The 18,808-nt window shown below is 65.1% G+C and carries 19 protein-coding genes and 1 riboswitch; of the genes, 9 read left to right on the forward strand and 10 right to left on the reverse strand.

Going from position 1 to position 18,808, the window contains the following annotated elements; all coding sequences use genetic code 11:
• The 7 genes from PHI64_RS20480 to PHI64_RS20510 all read right to left on the reverse strand — a co-directional run.
• Positions 1–664, reverse strand: a 664-nt coding sequence (locus tag PHI64_RS20480) for an ABC transporter ATP-binding protein (RefSeq protein WP_299887178.1), incomplete at its 3' end; no start/stop codon positions are given.
• Positions 664–1,482 carry an ABC transporter permease gene (locus PHI64_RS20485; RefSeq protein WP_299887182.1) on the reverse strand — a complete coding sequence of 273 codons (819 nt, stop codon included), beginning with the start codon at positions 1,480–1,482 and terminating at the stop codon, positions 664–666. The genes PHI64_RS20480 and PHI64_RS20485, both read right to left, overlap by 1 nt.
• A gap of 7 nt (positions 1,483–1,489) precedes the next feature.
• Positions 1,490–2,560: an ABC transporter substrate-binding protein gene (locus tag PHI64_RS20490; RefSeq protein ID WP_299887185.1), complete on the reverse strand. Its 1,071-nt coding sequence runs from the start codon at positions 2,558–2,560 to the stop codon at positions 1,490–1,492.
• 57 nt (positions 2,561–2,617) lie between these two features.
• A riboswitch (guanidine-I (ykkC/yxkD leader) is annotated at positions 2,618–2,760 on the reverse strand.
• Positions 2,761–2,999: 239 nt separating this feature from the next.
• Complete coding sequence (locus tag PHI64_RS20495; protein WP_299887188.1) at positions 3,000–3,350, reverse strand: BrnA antitoxin family protein; 351 nt, start codon at positions 3,348–3,350, stop codon at positions 3,000–3,002.
• A gap of 6 nt (positions 3,351–3,356) precedes the next feature.
• A complete protein-coding gene (locus tag PHI64_RS20500; protein WP_299887191.1) occupies positions 3,357–3,602 on the reverse strand; it encodes a hypothetical protein in 246 nt (81 codons plus the stop codon).
• Between the two features lie 27 nt (positions 3,603–3,629).
• Positions 3,630–5,102, reverse strand: a complete 1,473-nt coding sequence (locus PHI64_RS20505) for a DUF3482 domain-containing protein (RefSeq protein ID WP_299887193.1) — start codon at positions 5,100–5,102, stop codon at positions 3,630–3,632.
• Positions 5,099–6,562: a DUF2868 domain-containing protein gene (locus PHI64_RS20510; RefSeq protein ID WP_299887196.1), complete on the reverse strand. Its 1,464-nt coding sequence runs from the start codon at positions 6,560–6,562 to the stop codon at positions 5,099–5,101. The genes PHI64_RS20505 and PHI64_RS20510 overlap by 4 nt, the downstream gene beginning before the upstream one ends.
• A 298-nt stretch (positions 6,563–6,860) precedes the next feature.
• Between PHI64_RS20510 and PHI64_RS20515 the strand changes: the two genes are divergently transcribed.
• From PHI64_RS20515 to PHI64_RS20545, 7 genes are all read left to right on the forward strand, one after another.
• Positions 6,861–7,124 carry a phenol hydroxylase subunit gene (locus PHI64_RS20515; RefSeq protein WP_299887198.1) on the forward strand — a complete coding sequence of 88 codons (264 nt, stop codon included), beginning with the start codon at positions 6,861–6,863 and terminating at the stop codon, positions 7,122–7,124.
• Between the two features lie 60 nt (positions 7,125–7,184).
• Entirely contained in the window at positions 7,185–8,183 is a 999-nt protein-coding gene (locus tag PHI64_RS20520) for an aromatic/alkene monooxygenase hydroxylase subunit beta (protein ID WP_299887201.1), read from the forward strand.
• Between the two features lie 12 nt (positions 8,184–8,195).
• On the forward strand, positions 8,196–8,465 hold the full coding sequence (locus tag PHI64_RS20525) for an MmoB/DmpM family protein (RefSeq protein ID WP_299887203.1): 270 nt from the start codon (positions 8,196–8,198) through the stop codon (positions 8,463–8,465).
• 21 nt (positions 8,466–8,486) lie between these two features.
• Positions 8,487–10,040, forward strand: coding sequence for an aromatic/alkene/methane monooxygenase hydroxylase/oxygenase subunit alpha (locus PHI64_RS20530; protein ID WP_299887206.1), 1,554 nt, complete (start codon positions 8,487–8,489; stop codon positions 10,038–10,040).
• A 58-nt stretch (positions 10,041–10,098) separates the two neighbouring features.
• Positions 10,099–10,458 carry a phenol hydroxylase subunit P4 gene (locus tag PHI64_RS20535; RefSeq protein WP_299887209.1) on the forward strand — a complete coding sequence of 120 codons (360 nt, stop codon included), beginning with the start codon at positions 10,099–10,101 and terminating at the stop codon, positions 10,456–10,458.
• A 1-nt stretch (position 10,459) separates the two neighbouring features.
• Positions 10,460–11,515 (forward strand): phenol 2-monooxygenase domain-containing protein, encoded by a 1,056-nt coding sequence (locus PHI64_RS20540; protein WP_299887212.1) that lies wholly within the window; start codon positions 10,460–10,462, stop codon positions 11,513–11,515.
• Between the two features lie 162 nt (positions 11,516–11,677).
• Complete coding sequence (locus tag PHI64_RS20545; protein WP_299887214.1) at positions 11,678–12,607, forward strand: catechol 2,3-dioxygenase; 930 nt, start codon at positions 11,678–11,680, stop codon at positions 12,605–12,607.
• 19 nt (positions 12,608–12,626) lie between these two features.
• Here the strand turns inward: PHI64_RS20545 and PHI64_RS20550 are convergent, their stop codons facing one another.
• The 3 genes from PHI64_RS20550 to PHI64_RS20560 all read right to left on the reverse strand — a co-directional run bounded on the left by PHI64_RS20550 (position 12,627) and on the right by PHI64_RS20560 (position 17,666).
• The gene (locus PHI64_RS20550; protein WP_299887217.1) at positions 12,627–15,635 is read right to left on the reverse strand and encodes an EAL domain-containing protein; all 3,009 of its coding nucleotides are present in this window, start codon (positions 15,633–15,635) and stop codon (positions 12,627–12,629) included.
• Entirely contained in the window at positions 15,632–16,807 is a 1,176-nt protein-coding gene (locus PHI64_RS20555) for an FIST N-terminal domain-containing protein (protein WP_299887220.1), read from the reverse strand. Before PHI64_RS20555 ends, PHI64_RS20550 begins: the two co-directional genes overlap by 4 nt.
• A 148-nt stretch (positions 16,808–16,955) precedes the next feature.
• The gene (locus PHI64_RS20560; protein WP_299887223.1) at positions 16,956–17,666 is read right to left on the reverse strand and encodes a GntR family transcriptional regulator; all 711 of its coding nucleotides are present in this window, start codon (positions 17,664–17,666) and stop codon (positions 16,956–16,958) included.
• Between the two features lie 171 nt (positions 17,667–17,837).
• Between PHI64_RS20560 and PHI64_RS20565 the strand changes: the two genes are divergently transcribed.
• Together PHI64_RS20565 and PHI64_RS20570 are read left to right on the forward strand one after the other, a co-directional pair.
• Complete coding sequence (locus PHI64_RS20565) at positions 17,838–18,290, forward strand: heme-binding protein (RefSeq protein ID WP_299887225.1); 453 nt, start codon at positions 17,838–17,840, stop codon at positions 18,288–18,290.
• Positions 18,291–18,327: 37 nt separating this feature from the next.
• A partial coding sequence (locus PHI64_RS20570) for an aldehyde dehydrogenase family protein (protein WP_299887228.1) occupies positions 18,328–18,808 on the forward strand: 481 nt, incomplete at its 3' end.

The following is an 18,808-nucleotide window of genomic DNA, read 5'->3' on the forward strand; positions in this document are numbered from 1 at the left end:
GGCCGGGGCGGGGGGCCATCAGCACGATGCGCTGGCCCAGGTAGATGGCCTCTTCCACGTCGTGGGTGACGAAGATGATGGTGCTGCCCTCGATGCGATGGACGTGGCGGATCAGGTCGTGCATCACCTCGCGGGTCTGGGCATCCAGGGCACCGAAGGGCTCGTCCATCAGCAGGACGGGCGGGCGGCTCATCAGCGCCCGGGCAATCGCTACCCGCTGCTGCATGCCCCCCGAAAGCTGGCTGGGGTAGGCATGGGCCACGTGGCTGAGGCCCATCAGGCGGATCAGCGCATCGGCCCGGCCCGAGGCCTTCTCCACGTCGGCCGACGTACGGTCGCGGGTGTGGGCTTTGAGCTGGCGGCAGAAGCGGATGTTGTCGAGCACGCTGAGCCAGGGGTAGAGGCTGTAGTGCTGGAACACCATGGCCCGGTCCACCCCGGGGCCGGTGATGGGCTGGCCATTCACGGCGATGCTGCCGCTGCTGAGGCTCTCCAGCCCGCCGATCATGCGCAGCAGGGTGGATTTGCCGCAGCCCGAGGCACCCACGAAGGTGACGAACTCGTTGGGGCGGATGTCCAGGTCGGCACCCTCCAGCGCCGTGATGGCCCGGGGGCCGTGGCCGAACACCTTGTTGGCGTTGTGGATCTCGATGCGGGCGCTCATCAGTGTCTCCCGGCCAGGTAAGGGAAGGCCTTGCGGTGAAGCAGGCGAAAGCCCTGGTCGATGACCAGCCCGATCAGGCCGATCATCAGGATGCCGGCGAAGATCTTGTCGGTCTGCAGGAAGCGCTGGGCCTTGAGCACGGCGTAACCCAGGCCCGAATTGGCGGCCACCAGCTCGGCCACCACCAGGTAGGTCCAGGCCCAGCCCATGGTGACGCGCAGGGTATCCAGCAGCGCCGGTTTGGCCGAGGGCACGATGACCTTCTCGACGATCTCGCCGCGGCTGGCGCCCATGGTCTGGGCCGCCTCGATCTGGGCCAGGGGCACCCGGCGCACGTCCTCGGCCACCATCAGCACCATCTGGAAGAAGGTGCCGATGAAGATGATGGCCACCTTGGAACCCTCCTCGATGCCGACCCACAGCATGACCAGCGGAATGAAGGCCACCGCCGGCATGTAGCGGATGAAGTCGGTGAGGGGCTCCAGCAGGGCCTGCACCGAGCGGTAGCTGCCGATGAACAGGCCCAGGGGCAGGGCGATCACCGCCGACAGGGCCCAGCCGGCCACCACCCGCCAGGTGCTGATGGCCACGTCGCCGGCCAGTTCATCCTCCACGGCCCAGGTCCACATGCGCGACAGCACATCGGCCGGCCCCGGCAGGAAGACCTTGTCCACCCCTTCCAGGCTGCTGGCGATGCCCCAGCCCAGCAGGGGCACCACCAGCCCCAGCAGGGCCAGCACCCAGTAGTGGCGGGGGTCGATGGCGGCGCGGATCTGCCACAGGGGGCTGGCGCCACCCGTGCTCTTGCTTGCGCTCATGACGGCCTCACTTGCCCAGGGCTTCGGCCAGCAGGGAGGCGTCGATGCCCTTGGCGGCGTCGGGCTTGCTGTCGATCAGCTTCTTGTCGAGCAGGAAGCTGGCGATGGTGGGGGCCACGGCCTGCAGGGATTTCGGATCTGCGGGGTTGAGGGCGGCCTGGTTGGCGGCGGCATCGAAGAAGCGGGTACCGGGCAGGAAGACCTTGTATTCCTCCGGCTTCATGCCCACCACCTTGGCCATGATCTTCGCGGCTTCGTCCGGGTTGTCGCGGATGAACTTCTCGGTGTCGAACCAGGCCTGGATCATCCCGACCAGATCCTTGCGCTTGGTCTTGATGGCCTTGTCCTGGGCCACCAGCAGATCGGGGATCAGGCCCGGCATGTCCTTGGAGGTGAACAAGGCCTTGCCCTTGCCGCTCTTCTCGATCTGCGCCACCCACGGGTTCCACACCACGGCCGCATCCACCCGGCCGGACATGAAGGCCGCGGCGGCGTCACCGGCGGAGAGGTTCACCACCTTCACGTCCTTCTGGCTCAGGCCGCTTTTTGCCAGCGCGGTGGCCAGCACGAAGTGGGAGATGCTGAACTCCTCCAGGGCGATGCGCTTGCCCTTCAGGTCGGCAAAGCCCTTGATCGCGCCGCTGACCATCAGCGCGTCGTTGCCGGCGGAGTTGTCATTCACCAGCACGGCCTTGAGGGGCAGGCCCTTGGCCAGCGGGCCCATGGTGTCGGACCAGGTCTGGGCGTTGGCGTCGAGTTGGCCGGAAGACAGGGCCGAGATCGAGTCCGTGTAGTTGGCAAACCACACCAGCTTCACGTCGGCCTTGTGCTTCTTGAAGAAGCCCTTCTGCTCGGCCACATACCAGGCCACCCAGCCCGGCCAGTCGGAGACGCCGACCTTCACTTCGGCCAGGGACGGCGCGCTGGCGCCGATCAGCGCCAGGCCGAGCCCTAGGGCAGCTACGCTCTTGCGGCAAAGGGGGAGGGCAGCGCCGAGGGGGCTGCAGGATCGGGCGAAGCGGGTGAGTTTGCCGAGGAGGTGGGGACGGCGGGCAGGACGGCGTTCAGGGTGGTGCATGACGGGGCTCCCTTGCGAGTCGGATAAATGGGCGAGAGGGCGCTTCATTCAAAGCGAACCTCCCGGGCTTTTATCCCTCCGTGGAGCCCGTCATGCCGATGGTCGAAACCAGCACTTCACGGGCCGGCAGCTCTCGGACCAGACATCCCCGCGACGTTGATCACGTCGAGCCGAGGACCGGAACCCTAGCCACCCTTCGAAGAAGCGAACGCGACACAATCGATCCGCCCCTCTCGAAGGTCTGTTTAGCACGTGCTGTGCCAGCAGCACTGCTGTCGTGTTTATTCCTGTAGGAACAACAGGTTGGCCTATTTGGAACCGTATTGAGCCTGCACAAGGGCAGCCGGAGCGAAGCACGGCCACGGTGCATGCCCCACCGCGGCTGCATTGGATCGGTGCATGGGTAAGCGGCGGGAGGTCAGGGCTGGTGCGTAAGAGATCAGGGCTTCGTGGGTTCCGAGCCATGCGACCCGTATGCGCAAACGTCCTCCTGTACAGACCTGCGCGCTTCCACGACGTACTGACGGAGAACGCTGTCCATCAGCGACTGCCAGCCATCACCCGTGGACTTGAAGTAGTCCACGACCTCCGGGCTGTAGCGCACGGACAGCAGAACCTTTCTGTTCGCTGATCTGGGGCGTCCGCGCAGGGACTTGAGCGGAACCATTGCCTTCAGTTGTTCGGCCGTGAGCGGCAGGGCATCCGGGTCGTTCTCGGCCGCGGCCTTGATCGCCTTGTCTTCTTCAAGACTGGGCATGTGGATGGCCGGACGTTCAGAGATTTTCGACATAGTGCTTCACCTCGCTGCGAGTGGCATGGCGGAGGCTGATGATCCTGCGCGTTTCACCACGATCCACAAACGCCACGTAGTACAGGGTGTTGGTCTTGGGGCGAGGGCGATCATGCGAACTTCGTCATACCCGTATCGTTCGTCAATCCACACCAGCGCGGCATCCCAGTCGAGTTCGGAGCCGGGTGCAAGGGATACGCCATGCTTCGCCTGATTGGCGATGCTCTTGATCGGATCGAATTCGATTTCCATTTACAGTAGCTACTGAAAATAGCCTTGTCAATGTGGCTTCAAAGCTTCGCCTGCCTGCGGATAGAGCCGCTGTAGTACCGCCGTACCGGTGCGGGTGAGCAGCGCTTCAAGCCTCTCCCGGCTCCCCGCCACCGCCGTCTCGTCCTTCCCGTCCGGCCACACCTTTAACAGTTCGTCCCTTACCTCCGCGACCGCTTCCTCCACCCGCTCCCGCCAGTGTTCCGGCAAGGGTGTCTGGCGCCATTCACCACGGCCGCGGCCGTAGTGGGCGACAGCAAGGTAGCGCAGCAGGCTGGCGGTGAACAGGCGTTCCAGGCTGTCGGCGCTCCAGTGCAGGCTGTTGTCATCAATGCCGCGCAGGCGGTTGGCGGCGTGGGCGGCGCCAGCGCTGCCGACCGCGCCGGCAATGGCGCCGATGACTGCGCCGGCGCCGAGGGTCAGGCCGCCGGCAGCCAGGTCGGCGGCGAGGCCGGAGAGGGCGCCGGACATGACGCCACCGACAAGGGCTGCGCTGGACTCGCCGATCTTCTCCCGGGCGGCAAAATCGCCGGCCAGGCGTTCCTGCACCTCCTGGGCGGCCCGTCCGCCGAGGCCGTGGAGCTCGATGAGCTGGTCGGTGCTGCGGCGGATCTCGGCGTCGAGGCGGCCGGCGAGTCTTTCCATGGCCTGTTGCTGGGGCGAGGCGGCAGTGCCGATGCCGATGGCGGCGCCGATGCGTCGCAGGGTGCCGCCGAGGCCGGCCTCGGGCAGGGCTTCACTGTCGGTGGCGGCGCGGGTGAGGAAGTCGGCCAAGCTGGCCATGGCGGCGTGGAAGGTGTCCATGCGGCGCTGGCGCCAGGCTGCGGAGAGCTGTGCGAAGACCGCTTGGCTGGCTTCCGGCAGGCAGGGGGCGACGGCGTCGAAGAGCGTGAACTCCTGCACCCAGCAGCGGGCGAAGGCATCCAGGGGCAGGATCTGGCGCACGAAGGGATAGGGTGTGAGATGGCGGCGCCACAGGGCTTCGTCGGCGGCATCGTGGTCGCCGGGGCGGGGTTCGCCGAGCTGGTTGAGGAGGACCAGCACCGGTTTGCCGATCCACGCCAGGATCTCCATCTCCGGCCCCACATAGCCGGCCTCACCAGGCCTCTCGGAGGCGTTGACCAGGTAGAGCACCACGTCGGCCTGATCGCGCACATTGCGGATGGCCTGCTGGCTGGACCAGAAGGGGCGGTCGCGCCAGCGGTCCCATACCTCGGAGAGCAGCCAGCCCACGGGGTTGCCCTGCAGGCGCAGGCGCTTGATGAGGCGGGCGCTATCGCCGAAGCCCGGCGTATCCCACAGATTGAGTACATGGCCGTCTGCTGTGTCGATCAGGCGGTGGCATTCGGCCAGGGCCGTGACGTGGGCCTCGTCGCGGATCTCTCCGACGTCGCGGCCGATGAGGCTGCGGGCCAGGGTGGTCTTGCCGGTATTGGTGTGGGAGACGAGGCTGAGCTGGATCGTGGCGGGTTGAACGGTCACCGGGAGGCTTCCTTGCGGGCAGAGAGGTCGATGAGTCGGGTAAGGCTGTCGGCCACGCGGGCAGGGGCCGCGTCGAGACTGGCGAAGGCCGCTTCGATGGCGTGCCTTTCAAACAGGCGGGCCCATGCGCGACGACGTTCCTCCTGGCGTTCTGGCTGGCCGGCAAAGCGGGCCATGAAGCCGGCTTCGTCTACCAGAGCGGCGAGGGGCGTGCCGGGGGGGAGCCTGTCGGCGAGGGCGCGGAGGAAGCTGCCGTGGTTCTCCTCTTCGGGGGTGGCGGCCAGGCTGAACAAAGCCACGGCGAGAGTCGCACCCGTGCCGGGCACGGCGCTGGCGGGCAGGACATCTTCCTCGCCGAAGGCGACAGGCGGGCTCAGCTGCAGGGTGGCACGGGGCCCGAAGGCCCCGACAATGGCCTCCTTGAGCTGCAGGGCGGCGGCTGGGGAGAGTTCGTAGCTGTAGGGCACCAGATGCAGATGGGCACCCTGGCCGGTATAGCTGCGCTGCAGGCCCTGGTAGTAGCTGTCGGTGAGAGGCAGGGGAAAATGCCGCTCCAGGTGTCGGGCGGCGAAGCCGCTGAGCAGGGCCAGCACGGCCCGGGGCAGCGCGACTGTCAGGACCAGGGTGGTGGCGAAAAGATGGATCCAGGGTGCGGCGTTCTCGCCGGAGTTCTCGGGGAGGCGCAGGGTGTCCAGGTGGGCGGCATCGGGGATCGGGATGCCGGTGATGGAGGAGGCGGGGCCGAGGAGCAGGCTGAGGGCCTGGTGTACCTGAGTGGCGTCGAGGAAGGTGCTTTCCCAGCCGGCCTGGAAGTGCAGCACCAGCCCGCGGGTGTACAGGGCGGCGATGGCACCCAGGGCGAATGCCATGGCACTCAGATGCAGTACCCGGCCCACCCGGCGCGCCGTGAGCGGGGCCGACACCCGCGCCCACTCGGCCCGGAAGCGGGTGCTGGGCGTGCTTGATGCGGTGTCGATGATGCCCTCATGCAGGGCTCCGCCCAGGCGTGCAACGGCACGCCACAGGACGCCCTTCTTTGGCGTCGTGCTGCGGAAGGGGTCGCTGAGCCCATGCACCAGGATGCCCACATACACCAGCAGGTTCCAGATGATCAGCCCGAGCAGGGGGAAGGCCAGCAGGTTCACATAACGGGTTGGGCCCACGGCATCCATCAGTACGCCCAGAGCGAAAGACAGGGCCACCAGCACGCTGCCCACCCAGGGGCGCCAGTTGCGCCCGCTGGCCAGGCGCTTGAAGGCCTTGTCCCGGTCTCCGAGACGCTCGATGGCAAGCTGGCCCCGGCGCGCCAGAAAGCGGTCGGCATTGGCGCCTTCACCCACCACTTCGGTGGCGGCCCGGCTGGCCCAGGCGGCGTCTTCGGGCCGCCATGGCGCGTCGGGCGTGGTGGTGGTTTCCAGGGCGCGGATCAGGGTGACATGACGTGCGGAGGTTTCGTTCATGCGCTTGTCTTCAGGCGGACGGCAATCCCCCAGTTTACTCCGCTGATCGCATCGCCGAGTTCATCTCTCCTTCCTCAGTTTGCAGTCTCTGACACTGCCGGCCCTCCGGCTGGCGCCCGGATTTCACCAGATCATCAAGCTGCGGCGCAGCATTTGATCAATTGATGAACCCATAAAATCAATCACTTTTCGAAATCTCGAGAAAAATTTGTTTTCTCCTTTAGTAATCAGCAGCTTGTGATTACGGGCACGGGCCTTGAGTAGGAGATGGGGACTTCCACTGCCCAGCGAGAAAAAGATGAACGACCCGACAAGCCCGCCGCCCGTGGATGTGAGCCGCAAGTACGTGCGGCTGGTGGAGCGGCGTCCCGATGGCCTGGTGGAGTTCGAGTTCTCGATTTCCGATCCGGCGCTGTTCGTCGAGATGCTGCTGCCCGAGGCTGCCTACGAGGCGTTCTGCCGGACCAACCGGGTGATCCTGCTGGAAGGCGAGCGCCCCGAAGAAGGCGAGGACGACTTCAACTGGAGCCTCCGCGAGGCCACCCATCAACGTTTCAGGTGAGCGGGCGCCCGACGCCCCCGCACCTGCCGCACACCACTACGACATCAGGAGGAGACACATATGCACATCGACCTGCGCACGGTATCCATCAAGCCCCAGCGGCAGACCTTCGACCACATTGCCCGGCGCATCGGCCCGGACAAGGCGGCGACGCGCTACCAGGAAGGCACGCTGGATGTCCAGGCGACCCACAACTTCCACTACCGCCCCACCTGGGACCCGGACTACGAGATCTTTGACGCCTCGCGCAGCGCCATCCGCATGGCCGACTGGTATGCCTTCAAAGACCCGCGCCAGTTCTACTACGGCGCCTACACCCTGGCTCGGGCCAAGCAGCAGGAGACCGCCGAGTCCAACTTCGATTTCGTGGAAGGTCGCGGCCTGGCCGACAACCTGTCTGAGGAGCTCAAGGCGACGGTGCTCAAGCTGTTGCTGCCCCTGCGCCATGTGGCGTGGGGCGGAAACATGAACGGCGCCTTCATCGCCGCCTATGGCTACGGCACGGCGCTGACCCAGCCCGGTCTGTTCCACTCCATGGACCAGCTCGGCATCGCCCAGTACATCACCCGGGTGGGCCTGCTGCTGGGTGATGACGTGGACGTGCTCGACGAGGCCAAGAAGAGCTGGATGGAGGGGGAGGCATGGCAGGGCCTGCGCCGCTATGTGGAAGACAGCTTCGTGCTGAAGGACCCGCTGGAGCTCTTCGTGGCCCAGATGGTGGCCCTCGACGGTCTGCTCTACCCGCTGGTGTACGAAACCATCATCGATGACGTGCTGGCCTCCCGGGGCGGCACCCCCATCGCCATGCTCACCCAGTTCATGACCGACTGGTATGCCGAGACCCGCAAGTGGGTGGACGCCACAGTCAAGACCGCTGCCGCCGAATCCCCCGAGAACAAGGCCCTGCTGGAGAAGTGGATTGCCCACTGGCGCGACCGCGCCGCCGCGGCCCTGATGCCCGTGGCCCAGATCGCCCTCGGCGCCCAGGCCGACGCCCTCACCAGCGAGCTGGTAGGCCAGTTCAACGCCCGCCTGGCCAAGGCCGGCGTCGCCCTCTGAGAAGGAAACCCGATGTCCAAGGTATTCATCGCCCTGCAGACCAATGACGACACCCGCTCGATCATCCAGGCCATCCTCGCCGACAACCCCCACGCCATCGCCAACGAGCAGCCGGCCATGGTGAAGATCGATGCGGAAGGCTCCCTGGTGGTGCGCCGCTCGACCATCGAAGAGCTGATCGGCCGTGATTTCGACCTGCAGGAGCTGCACATCAACCTGATTTCCCTCACCGGCCACGTGGACGAGACCGACGACGAACTGACCCTGAGCTGGAACACCTGATCGCGCACGGAGACACGAAAAATGGACATGAAAGTCAGCAAGAAGAAGCTGGGCCTCAAGGAAAAATACCAGCACATGACCCGCGGCCTGGGCTGGGAGACCACCTACCAGTCGATGGACGAGGTCTTCCCCTACGCCAAGTACGAAGGCATCAAGATCCATGACTGGGAAAAGTGGGAAGACCCCTTCCGTCTGACCATGGACGCCTACTGGAAGTACCAGGCCGAGAAGGAGCGCAAGCTCTACGCCATCATCGACGCCTACGCCCAGAACAACGGCCACCTGTCGGTGACGGACGCCCGCTACATCAACGCGGTGAAGCTCTTTCTCAACGGCATCAGCCCCCTGGAGTACATGGCCCACCGGGGCTTTGCCCATGCCGGCCGGCAGTTCCCGGGCGTCGGCCCGCGGGTGGCCTGCCTGATGCAGTCTCTGGACGAGATCCGCCACGCCCAGACGCAGATCCACTCGCTCTCCAACTACAACAAGTACTACAACGGCTTCCACGAGTATCGCCACATGCTGGAGCGCGTCTGGTACCTGTCGGTGCCGCGCTCCTTCTTCGACGACGCCTACACCGCCGGCCCCTTCGAGTTCATGGTGGCCATCGGCTTCAGCTTCGAGTACGTGTTGACCAACCTGCTGTTCGTGCCCTTTGTTTCGGGTGCGGCCTACAACGGCGACATGGGCACGATGACTTTCGGCTTCTCGGCCCAGTCCGACGAGGCGCGCCACATGACCCTGGGCCTGGAAGTCATCAAGTTCATCCTCGAACAGGACCCGGACAACCTGCCCATCGTGCAGCAGTGGATCGACAAGTGGACCTGGCGTGGCTACCGGGTGCTGACCCTGGTGGGCATGATGATGGACTACATGCTGCCCAAGCGCATCATGAGCTGGAAAGAGGCCTGGGAGGTCTATTTCGAGGAGAACGGCGGTGCCCTGTTCAAGGATCTGGCTCGCTACGGCATCCGCCCGCCCAAGTGGCTCGACCAGATCGAGCAGGACAAGGACCATATCTCCCACCAGGCCTGGGGCACCTTCTACAACTACGCTGCCGCGTGCAACTTCCACACCTGGATTCCCACCGACGACGAGCTGGACTGGCTGTCCCAGAAGTACCCCAACAGCTTCGACAAGTACTACCGGCCGCGCCTGGAGTTCTGGCGCGAGGAGGCCAAGAAGGGCAACCGCTTCTACAACAAGACGCTGCCCATGCTGTGCCAGACCTGCCAGATCCCCATGATCTTCACCGAGCCCGGCGACCCCACCCAGATCTGTTACCGGGAGGTGGATTACAAGGACAACAAGTACCACTTCTGCTCGGACGGCTGTAAGGAGATCTTCGAGCATGAGCCCGAAAAGTACATCCAGGCGTGGCTGCCGGTGCATCAGATCTACCAGGGCAACTGCTTCAACGAGGGTGTCGACCCCACCGCCGAGGGCTTCGACCCCCTGGCCGCGGTGCTCGACTACTACCACCTCAACTTCGGCCGCGACAACCTGGACTTCGAGGGCTCGGAAGATCAGCGGAACTTTGAAGCCTGGCGCGGCATGGCCACCAAGAACACCTGATGTATCGGCGGGTGGCCCGGGCCGCCCGCCATCGAAAAAAGAACCAGGAGAGACAACCATGGGCGTTGCTGCCATCAAGGAATACGCGTTCGAGCCTGCCGACCGGCTCGAGAACTTTCACGGCAACCAGTTGCTTTACATCGGCTGGGATCAGCACCTGCTGTTCTGTGCGCCGTTCTGTCTGCCCCTGCCGCCGGCCATGCGCTTTGGCGACATCATCGACAAGGTGCTGCCAGGCGTCTTCGGCTATCACCCGGACTTTGCGAAGATCGACTGGAGCAAGGTGGTGTGGCTGAAGTCAGGCCAGCCCTGGCAGGCCGACTTCAACAAGAGCCTTGCCGAGCTGGGCCTCAAGCACAAGGACGTGCTGCGCTTCCGGACTCCGGGGCTGGACGGGATCAAGGGTTCGGCGAGCTGACATGTCCTACGAACTGACCATCGAGCCCCTGGGCCAGACCATCGAGGTGGAGGAGGGCCAGACCATCCTCGACGCCTCCCTGCGCGCCGGCATCTGGCTGCCCCACGCCTGCTGTCATGGCCTGTGTGCCACCTGCAAGGTGCAGGTGGTGGAGGGCGAGGTCGATCACGGCGAGGCCTCCAGCTTTGCCCTGATGGACTTCGAACGCACCGAGGGCAAAACCCTGGCCTGCTGCGCGTTTCTGGAGTCGGATGTGACCATTGAGGCTGAGATTGACGAAGAGCCGGACGCCGAGTCCATCCCGGTGCGGGATTTTTCCGGCACGGTCACGCGCATCGAGCCGCTCACCCCGACCATCAAGGGCATCTTCATCACGCTGGATGAGGCCATCCACTTTCAGGCGGGGCAGTACATCAACCTGGAGATCCCGGGGCTGGGCATCAGCCGCGCCTTCTCCCTGGCCAATTCGCCAGGGCAGGGGACGGAGGTGGAGCTCAATGTGCGCATCGTCCCTGGCGGGGTGGGCACCGGCCATCTCCACGAGCGCCTGACGGCGGGTGATCGGCTGAGGCTGTCGGGGCCTTATGGTCGCTTCTTTGTACGCAAGTCGGCGGGTGTTCCGCTCGTCTTCATGGCCGGGGGCTCGGGCCTGTCCAGCCCGCGCAGCATGATCCTCGATCTGCTGGGTGAAGGCTGCACGCTGCCCATCACCCTGGTGTACGGGCAGCGCAGCCGGGCAGAGCTTTACTACCACGATGAGTTCCTGGCCCTGGCGGAGCGTCATCCCAACTTCCACTACGTGCCGGCCCTGTCGGACGAGCCGGTGGATTCGGACTGGCAGGGCTTTCGTGGCTATGTGCATGACGCGGCCAAGGCCCACTTCGACAACGATTTCCGCGGCCACAAGGCCTACCTGTGCGGCCCGCCACTGATGATCGATGCGTGCATCTCGACCCTGATGCAGGGCCGGCTGTTCGAGAACGACATCTTCACCGAGAAGTTCTTCTCGGCAGCAGACGCCCAGCAGGTGCGCAGCCCGCTGTTCAAGCGGGTCTAGGTCAGTTGTCGGGCTATCCAGCGGGTTTATCAATAGATTGATAAAATCTCGAGAAAAAATTGACTTATCGAGATGGCTGTTTAAGATACACAACAGCACTCATCGCCCCGGGCTGCACCCTGGGCGAGGCGAACATTCAAAGACAAAAGAGGAGACAAGAACATGGCAGTTACCGGTGTAATGCGTCCCGGCCACATGCAGCTGCGCGTGCTGGATCTGGAGGAGGGTGTCAATCACTACAAAAACGTGCTCGGTCTGATCGAGACCGGCCGCGATGCCCAGGGTCGGGTGTACTTCAAGGCCTGGGACGAGCGCGATCACAACAGCCTGATCCTGCGTGAGGCCGACTCGGCCGGCATGGATTTCTTTGCCTTCAAGGTTGCCGACAAGGCCACCCTCGAAAAGCTCGATGCCGACCTGAAGGCCTACGGAGTGAGCACCGAGCGCATCCCGGCGGGCGAAATGCTGGAGACCGGTGAGCGTGTGCGTTTCACCATCCCCTCCGGCCACGCCATCGAGCTCTACGCCGAAAAGACCGATGTGGGCAACGGCATGGCCTACGTCAATCCCGATCCGTGGACTCCTGACGCGGAACGCGGCATCGCCCCGGTGCGCCTCGACCATGCCCTGGTGTACGGCCCGGACATCGAGAAGGTGCACAAGCTGTTCGTGGATGTGCTGGGTTTCTACCTGGTGGAGCGGGTGCTGATGGAAGACGGCAAGACCGATCTGGCGATCTGGTTGTCGTGTTCCCACAAGGCCCACGACATCGCCCTGGTGCGCCACCCGGAGCCGGGCAAGCTGCACCACGTGTCCTTCCTGCTCGATACCTGGGAGAAGGTGCTGCGTGCTGCCGACATCATGTCCATGAACAAGGTGTCCATCGACATCGGTCCGACCCGTCACGGCGTGACCCGCGGCACCACCATCTACGCCTTCGATCCCTCGGGCAACCGCTTCGAGACCTTCTGTGGCGGCTACCAGCCCTACCCGGATTACGCGCCCATCACCTGGACCTGGGAAGAAGTGGGCACGGGCGTCTTCTACCACGACCGCAAGCTCAATGAGCGTTTCCTGAGCGTGGTGTCCTGAAGCGGCTGGGGCGGGTGGCTCAGTGCGGCCGCGCCCCGCCTGCCATCATGTGCTGAAGGGCGTCCATCTCGATCGGCCGGCTGAGCAGGAAGCCCTGGGCTTCGTGACAGCCGATACCGGTCAGATAGTCCAGCTGGGCCCGGGTTTCCACCCCCTCGGCGATGACCCGGAGTTTGAGGGACTGGCCCATCCTCACGATCGCATCGGCGATCGCCCGATCTTCCTCATCGTCGGTGATGTCCTGCACGAAGGAGCGATCCACCTTGAGCTTGCTGACCTGGAAACGCTTCAGGTAGGCCAGGCTCGAATACCCCGTGCCGAAATCGTCGATGGCCACCGAGATGCCCAGCGCACGCACGCTGGCGATCAGGTCGATGAAGCGCGCCGCATCCTTCATGAGGGTGGACTCAGTGAGCTCCAGCTCGATGCACGAGGGCTGCGCGCCGGTGTCGCGCAGCACGGCGGCCAGGGTGGTTCCGAAGTCTTCCTTGTGAATCTGCACCGCAGACACATTGACGGCGATGCGCAGCGGCCGGCCAAGGTCGTTGAAGCGGCGGGCCATCCGGCAGGATTCATGCAGTGCCCATTCGCCCATGGGCACGATCAGGCCGGTCTCTTCTGCCAGCGGAATGAACTGCCCGGGGCTGATCTCGCCGGCATGGCCGGAGCGCCAGCGCATCAGCGCTTCAACGCCGGTCATGCGTCCATCGTTGAGGGCGAACTGGGGTTGATACACAAGGCGCAGCTCACCCGCTGACAGGGCATTGCGCAGGCGCGTGGTCAGCGCCAGGCGGTCGGTCGAGTCCTTGTTCATGGCCACGTCGAAAAAGCTGAAGGTGCCGCGGCCCAGGCTCTTGGCATGGTACATGGCCATGTCGGCCTTCTTCATCAGGGTGTCGAAGTCGGTGCCGTCCCCGGGTGCCACGGCGATCCCCAGGGTGCCGGTGGACGTGAGGGCCTGGCCATCGAGCTCGAAGGGGGCCTCCAGGGCGCGGCAGATCTTCTCGGCCACCGAGGCAAAGAAGCGCACCGACTCTTCGCCCTCCACCAGGATGATGAACTCGTCCCCGCCGAGGCGGCTGATGGTGTCGCTGCGACGCAGGCAGTGGGTGAGGCGGCGGGTCACGGCGATCAGCAGCTCGTCGCCGATGCCGTGGCCGAGGGTGTCGTTGATGCGTTTGAAGTGGTCCAGGTCGAGGAAGTACATGGCCAGCGCCCGCCGGCTACGGCTGACCCGCTGGTACATCTGCTCGAAACGGTCACGCAACAGCACCCGGTTGGGCAGGCCGGTGAGGGCGTCGTGGTGGGCCAGGTACTGGATCTTCTCCTCAGCGGCTTTGCGTACGCTGATGTCGCTGAAGGCGGCCACGTAATGGGCCACCTGCCGGTCCGGGTGGCGCACCACGCGGATTGTCAGCCACTTGGGGTAGAGGCGGCCGCTCTTGTGGCGGTCGATGATCTCACCCTCCCAGCGATCTTCCCGCTCCAGGGTCTCCCACATGGCCTGGTAAAACTCGGGGTCGTGCTGGCCCGACTTGAGCATGCCGGGGAGCTGGCCGACGGCCTCGGCGGCGCTGTAGCCGGTGATGGCGGTGAAGGCGGTGTTGATGCTCTCGATGCGGTTCTCGGCATCGGTGACCATCAGGGCTTCGTTGCTGTGGTTGAAGACCAGCTGGGCGAGTTCGAGCTGGGCCTGCTGCTCCCGCTGGGGGGTGATGTCGGTGAACACCCAGATCGAGCCGGCGAGGGGGGCGCTGACTTCCAGGGGGCGGCCTGACAGGCGTATCCATACCGGGCTGCCATCCTTGCGCACCATGCAGGTGTCCCCCTCGCTATAGCCGCTACGTGCCAGCTCGCCATAGATCCGGCCCCCCACACTAAGGTAGTCCTGCCGGCTGGGGTAGAGGATCTCGGTGAGCTGGCCGATCATCTCGGCGGGTGAGTCGTAGCCGAAGATCTCGGCCATGCGGGTGTTCACGTCGAGCATCTTGCGGTCGTCCGCCAGGATGATGCCCACGTGGGCGTTGTCGAAGATCGCCCGTTGCTGGCCCAGCAGATGGCGGATGCGTTCCTCCCCGGCTTTCAGGGAGGTGATGTCGCTGGCGCTGATCACGAAGCCGTTGTCCGGCATCGGAAAACGCGCCAGTTCCAGCACTGGACCGGTGGGCTGGGTCTGCTCGAAGCGGCTGATGCGGGCCAGGGTGCCCAAGCCTGGCGGGCACAGCCGGGTCATGGTGCGACTGACGGTGCGCAGGGCATCCAGTGGTCTGCCGGCCTGGGCCAGATCGAGGGGCAGGTCCAGTAGCTCGAAAAAACGCAGGTTCCAGGTCATCAGCCGCTGCTCGGCGTCGAAGACGGCGATGCCGTGGTCGATGGTGTCGAGGGTGGATTGCAGCAGGCGCGACTTGTGGGCCAGCTCGCGCTGGCGCACACGTGCCTCTTCGGCCTTGAGATCGGTGACGTCCGAGTAGATGCCTACCAGGCAGCCGTCGGCCATGCGGTGCTCACGGATCTGCAGGGCCTGGCCCGAGGGGAGCTGCATTTCACAGCGCCCGTCCTGTCCTCGCCCGACCTGCAGGGTGGGTAGCAGGGTTCTGCCGGCGGCGGACTCACGGCTGGCGGTTTCGGCCAGCACGTCGCCGAGGGGGCGGTTGCCGGTGTCGCCGGCAAGGCGGTCGAGTTGGCGGAAGGCCTCGTTGCACAGGAGGACGCGATCCTCGGGGTCGAACAGCGCGAAACCGTCGGAAATGTTCTCCACGGCGGTTTCCAGCTGCAGGCGTGCGGCAGTCGCCCGCGCAGAGACTTCTCCGAGGGCTTCCAGCGCAGCGGTCAGCTCCTCGGTGCGCTGGCGGATCTGGTCTTCCAGCACCACGGTGGTCTGCAGCAGGCCGTAGTCGCGGCCCTGGTCATTGAGGCTGCGCTCCACCTGGTAGGCGAGGGCGTCGATGATCTTGTCCCGACGCCGCAACTCTTCCAGCAGGCCCTGGGCATCGTCACTGGCACAGCGGATGTCGCCATTCAGGATCATGATGCGGCCGACAGCTTGCCGAAGGCGATGCCGGTGAAGGTCTGGTTGATGTGCATGCCCCGGTATTGCTCGCCGAAGGTGTTGAAGCCGATCACCCGGCTGGCCGCCATTCGGGCACCCACGGTGTCCGCCATGTTGCAGGCGCGGCATTCGAGCAAGCGCAGGATGCAGTCGCAGCCGAGGATCAGCTCTACCTCGCCCACCTGCCTGGCAGCATCGGTCAAGGCCGCGTCCAGGTTGGCCAGGATGTCCTCGCCCCGCGCCATGCGGAAGACGATGCCCCGGTCGATGGCGCAGAAGAAGCTCAGGCTGCCGTCGGGATTGACCCGCTGGATGGAGCGCACGAAATCCGCGTTGCCGATGCGTACCACCACCGGATGGGCGGCAAACACATGTGGGCTCAGGGCGGCTGGGTCCATACCAAGGGCGCGGGCGTACTCGGGCGCCGCCGGGCAGCCGTTGATCTCGGTGACGATGCGCTTTTCGGGGATGGCGGCAGTGACCACGAGGCGGGTCTCGGTGGGGCTGAAGTGCTGGGTTTTGAAGAGCGAGAAGGGGTGCTTGGAGGTGGCTACCAGCAGCACCGCGGCATTACGTACCAGGCGACCACCAAAGATCACCCGGGTATCGGTGAAGCTCAAGTCATCCCCAGCCGAACCGCCGGTGAGGGGAATGCCGCCGAGCCCGTCGTGAAAGGCCCGGGCAACGGATTCCTCCCGCGAAGAGAGGCCGTCCACCAGCATGAAGGCGAAGCAGCGTTCGTTGTCCAGGCCCCCCAGGCGGGCCTGCAGACGGCTGCGCAGTTCATGGGCAAAGACGGCCATGCTGCGGGCGTCGCTGTGCACAAGGTCTTCCAGCAGACCGATCTCGAAGTCGATAGCGCCGGGGGCGAAATGGGCGCCACTGAGGCTGCCCTCACGGTAGCCGCCGGGGCCGATCTCGCCGGCCGTGGTGCAACCGATCAGGGGTGTGTCGCCAAAGGCTGTCCGCAGGCTGCCGGCGAGGGCGTCCGGTGCAAAGCGGCTCGATGCAAACACGATCGACAGCCCGCCGTCGCCGGGGAGCAACCCGGCCGCCAGTTCGCGAGAGGCGTCCGCCGGGTCGTCGCTGCAGCTCGATCCGATGCGGATGCCCGACACCCCGCCGTTGTCGGCGCGTGTGTTGGCAATCATTATTGTTCTGTCTCCTCCGGAGCATCACCGTGCGCAGGCTGGCTAGCTCGCGCCTGCGTCAATGCTCCCACCTCCGTCTAACGGAGGCGCGATTCTATAACTTTAGTCTGATATCGGACGAGGTTGCCGGGAAGGTGCTGCGGGGGCTTCAGTTGATGAAGTCGGCGGGCAGTTGGCGTACGGCTTCGAGGGTACGCATGATGTGCTCGGAGAGGATGCGCGTCGCCTCGGCTGCATTGCGGGCGAGGGCGGCATCGACGATGGCCTGGTGCTCGGCGTGGACGTCCCGGGGGATGGGCTGCCGGAACAGGGACAGTCGGCGGTAGCGCTCGGACTGGTGGTACAGGATGTTCTGGAAGTGACGGATCCAGCGCGACGGGCAGGCGCCGATGAGCACCTCGTGGAAGGCCCGGTTGCGCAGCTCCCACTCCTCGCGGCTGGCCTTGGCGCCGTCGCTGAGCTTGTCTTCGGCCCGGGACAGCAGATGGAAGGCGGCCACCACGCTGGCCTCCCAGGCGTCGTCGCCAAGCTCGATGGACTGCTGGAGGGCCGATGTCTCCAGCAACACTCGGGTGCGGGTGATGTCGGCGAAGTCATCCAGGGAAATGGGCGCCACCCGGAAGCCCCGCTGCCCCTGGGCCACCACCAGGGCGTCGGTAACGAGCAACTGCAGGGCCTCCCGCAGGGTACCGGCGCCGACCTCGTATTGATCCTTCAGGTGCTCCACCCGCAGCTTGTCGCCCGGACGGTGCACCCCTTCGATAATGTCCCGGCGCAGTTGGCGATAGGCTGCCTCGGCCAGGGTCTTGGGTTCGTCGCCGACAGTGACGAGTTCGGGGGTATTGGCCAGGTCGTTCATGGTGTGGTTTCCGCTGTTCTTGCTCGTGGCCCGGGGGCTCGGATGAATGGAGCCAATTCTAGCCCAACGGGCTTATTCCGATCATAGGCAAAAATCTCGAGAAAAAATATTGACGTCGAGATAAGAAGTAAATATCGTTGCATCCACAGTGTCTATAAGTGGATGTGAGATATGAGTGACAAAGCGATTTCCCCGCTAACGCCCGTAGCCGTGACCCAGCAAGTCATCGCCGCTGCCGCCGTCAGCGTCGCCCTTGAGGCTGCCATTGCCCATGCCGAACGTATCGGTGTGCGCATCAACGTGGCGGTGGCTGACAGCGGTGGCAACCTCGCCGGCTTCCTGCGCATGCCCGGCGCCTTTCTCCAGTCCATCGACATCGCCATCGACAAGGCTTACACCGCCGCCGGCTTTGGGTTTTCCACGAAGGACTGGATGCAGCTTATCGGCCATGACGAGGGCATGAAGCTGGGTTTTTCGGCGCGTCCCCGCCTGGTCGTGTTCGGCGGTGGTCTGCCGATCCGGGCCGGAGGTGCGCTGATCGGCGGTATCGGCGTGTCCGGCGCTTCGGAAGCCCAGGACGAGGAATGTGCGCGGGCGGCACTCGATGCCATCGGCGCCGAATGACACAGGCCGCTCTTCACACCGGAAGGAAGAACAAGAGATGAAACGGATCAAGAACTTCATTAACGGCGACTTCGTCGAGGCTGCCAGCGGGCGCCTGTTCGACAAGCGTTCGCCCCTCGACAACCAGGTCATAGCCCAGGTCAGCGAAGCCGGCCGGCCCGAAGTGGAGGCCGCCGTGGCCGCAGGGCACGCCGCCCTGGCGGGGGAGTGGGGGCGCATCACGGTGGCTGACCGGGTGGAACTGCTCTATGGCGTGGCCAACGAGATCAACCGGCGCTTCGAGGACTTCCTGGCCGCTGAAGTGGCCGACACCGGCAAGCCGCGTAGCCTGGCCAGTCATCTGGACATCCCTCGTGGAGCGGCCAACTTCAAGATCTTTGCCGACGTGGTGAAGAACGTGCCGACCGAGTTCTTCGAAATGGCCACCCCGGACGGGCGCGGCGCCATCAACTACGCCGTGCGCCGCCCGGTGGGCGTGGTGGGTGTGGTGTGCCCGTGGAACCTGCCACTGCTGCTGA

This window comes from Zoogloea sp. (assembly GCF_028689785.1).
GTDB lineage: Bacteria > Pseudomonadota > Gammaproteobacteria > Burkholderiales > Rhodocyclaceae > Zoogloea.

Bases quoted from the DNA above. Each gene is read 5' to 3' on its own strand.
- PHI64_RS20485 (WP_299887182.1), bottom strand. From the start codon at position 1,482: ATGAGCGCAAGCAAGAGCACGGGTGGCGCCAGCCCCCTGTGGCAGATC.
- PHI64_RS20490 (WP_299887185.1), bottom strand. From the start codon at position 2,560: ATGCACCACCCTGAACGCCGTCCTGCCCGCCGTCCCCACCTCCTCGGC.
- PHI64_RS20495 (WP_299887188.1), bottom strand. From the start codon at position 3,350: ATGTCGAAAATCTCTGAACGTCCGGCCATCCACATGCCCAGTCTTGAA.
- PHI64_RS20500 (WP_299887191.1), bottom strand. From the start codon at position 3,602: ATGGAAATCGAATTCGATCCGATCAAGAGCATCGCCAATCAGGCGAAG.
- PHI64_RS20510 (WP_299887196.1), bottom strand. From the start codon at position 6,562: ATGAACGAAACCTCCGCACGTCATGTCACCCTGATCCGCGCCCTGGAA.
- PHI64_RS20515 (WP_299887198.1), top strand. From the start codon at position 6,861: ATGAACGACCCGACAAGCCCGCCGCCCGTGGATGTGAGCCGCAAGTAC.
- PHI64_RS20520 (WP_299887201.1), top strand. From the start codon at position 7,185: ATGCACATCGACCTGCGCACGGTATCCATCAAGCCCCAGCGGCAGACC.
- PHI64_RS20525 (WP_299887203.1), top strand. From the start codon at position 8,196: ATGTCCAAGGTATTCATCGCCCTGCAGACCAATGACGACACCCGCTCG.
- PHI64_RS20530 (WP_299887206.1), top strand. From the start codon at position 8,487: ATGGACATGAAAGTCAGCAAGAAGAAGCTGGGCCTCAAGGAAAAATAC.
- PHI64_RS20535 (WP_299887209.1), top strand. From the start codon at position 10,099: ATGGGCGTTGCTGCCATCAAGGAATACGCGTTCGAGCCTGCCGACCGG.
- PHI64_RS20540 (WP_299887212.1), top strand. From the start codon at position 10,460: ATGTCCTACGAACTGACCATCGAGCCCCTGGGCCAGACCATCGAGGTG.
- PHI64_RS20545 (WP_299887214.1), top strand. From the start codon at position 11,678: ATGGCAGTTACCGGTGTAATGCGTCCCGGCCACATGCAGCTGCGCGTG.
- PHI64_RS20550 (WP_299887217.1), bottom strand. From the start codon at position 15,635: ATGATCCTGAATGGCGACATCCGCTGTGCCAGTGACGATGCCCAGGGC.
- PHI64_RS20555 (WP_299887220.1), bottom strand. From the start codon at position 16,807: ATGATTGCCAACACACGCGCCGACAACGGCGGGGTGTCGGGCATCCGC.
- PHI64_RS20560 (WP_299887223.1), bottom strand. From the start codon at position 17,666: ATGAACGACCTGGCCAATACCCCCGAACTCGTCACTGTCGGCGACGAA.
- PHI64_RS20565 (WP_299887225.1), top strand. From the start codon at position 17,838: ATGAGTGACAAAGCGATTTCCCCGCTAACGCCCGTAGCCGTGACCCAG.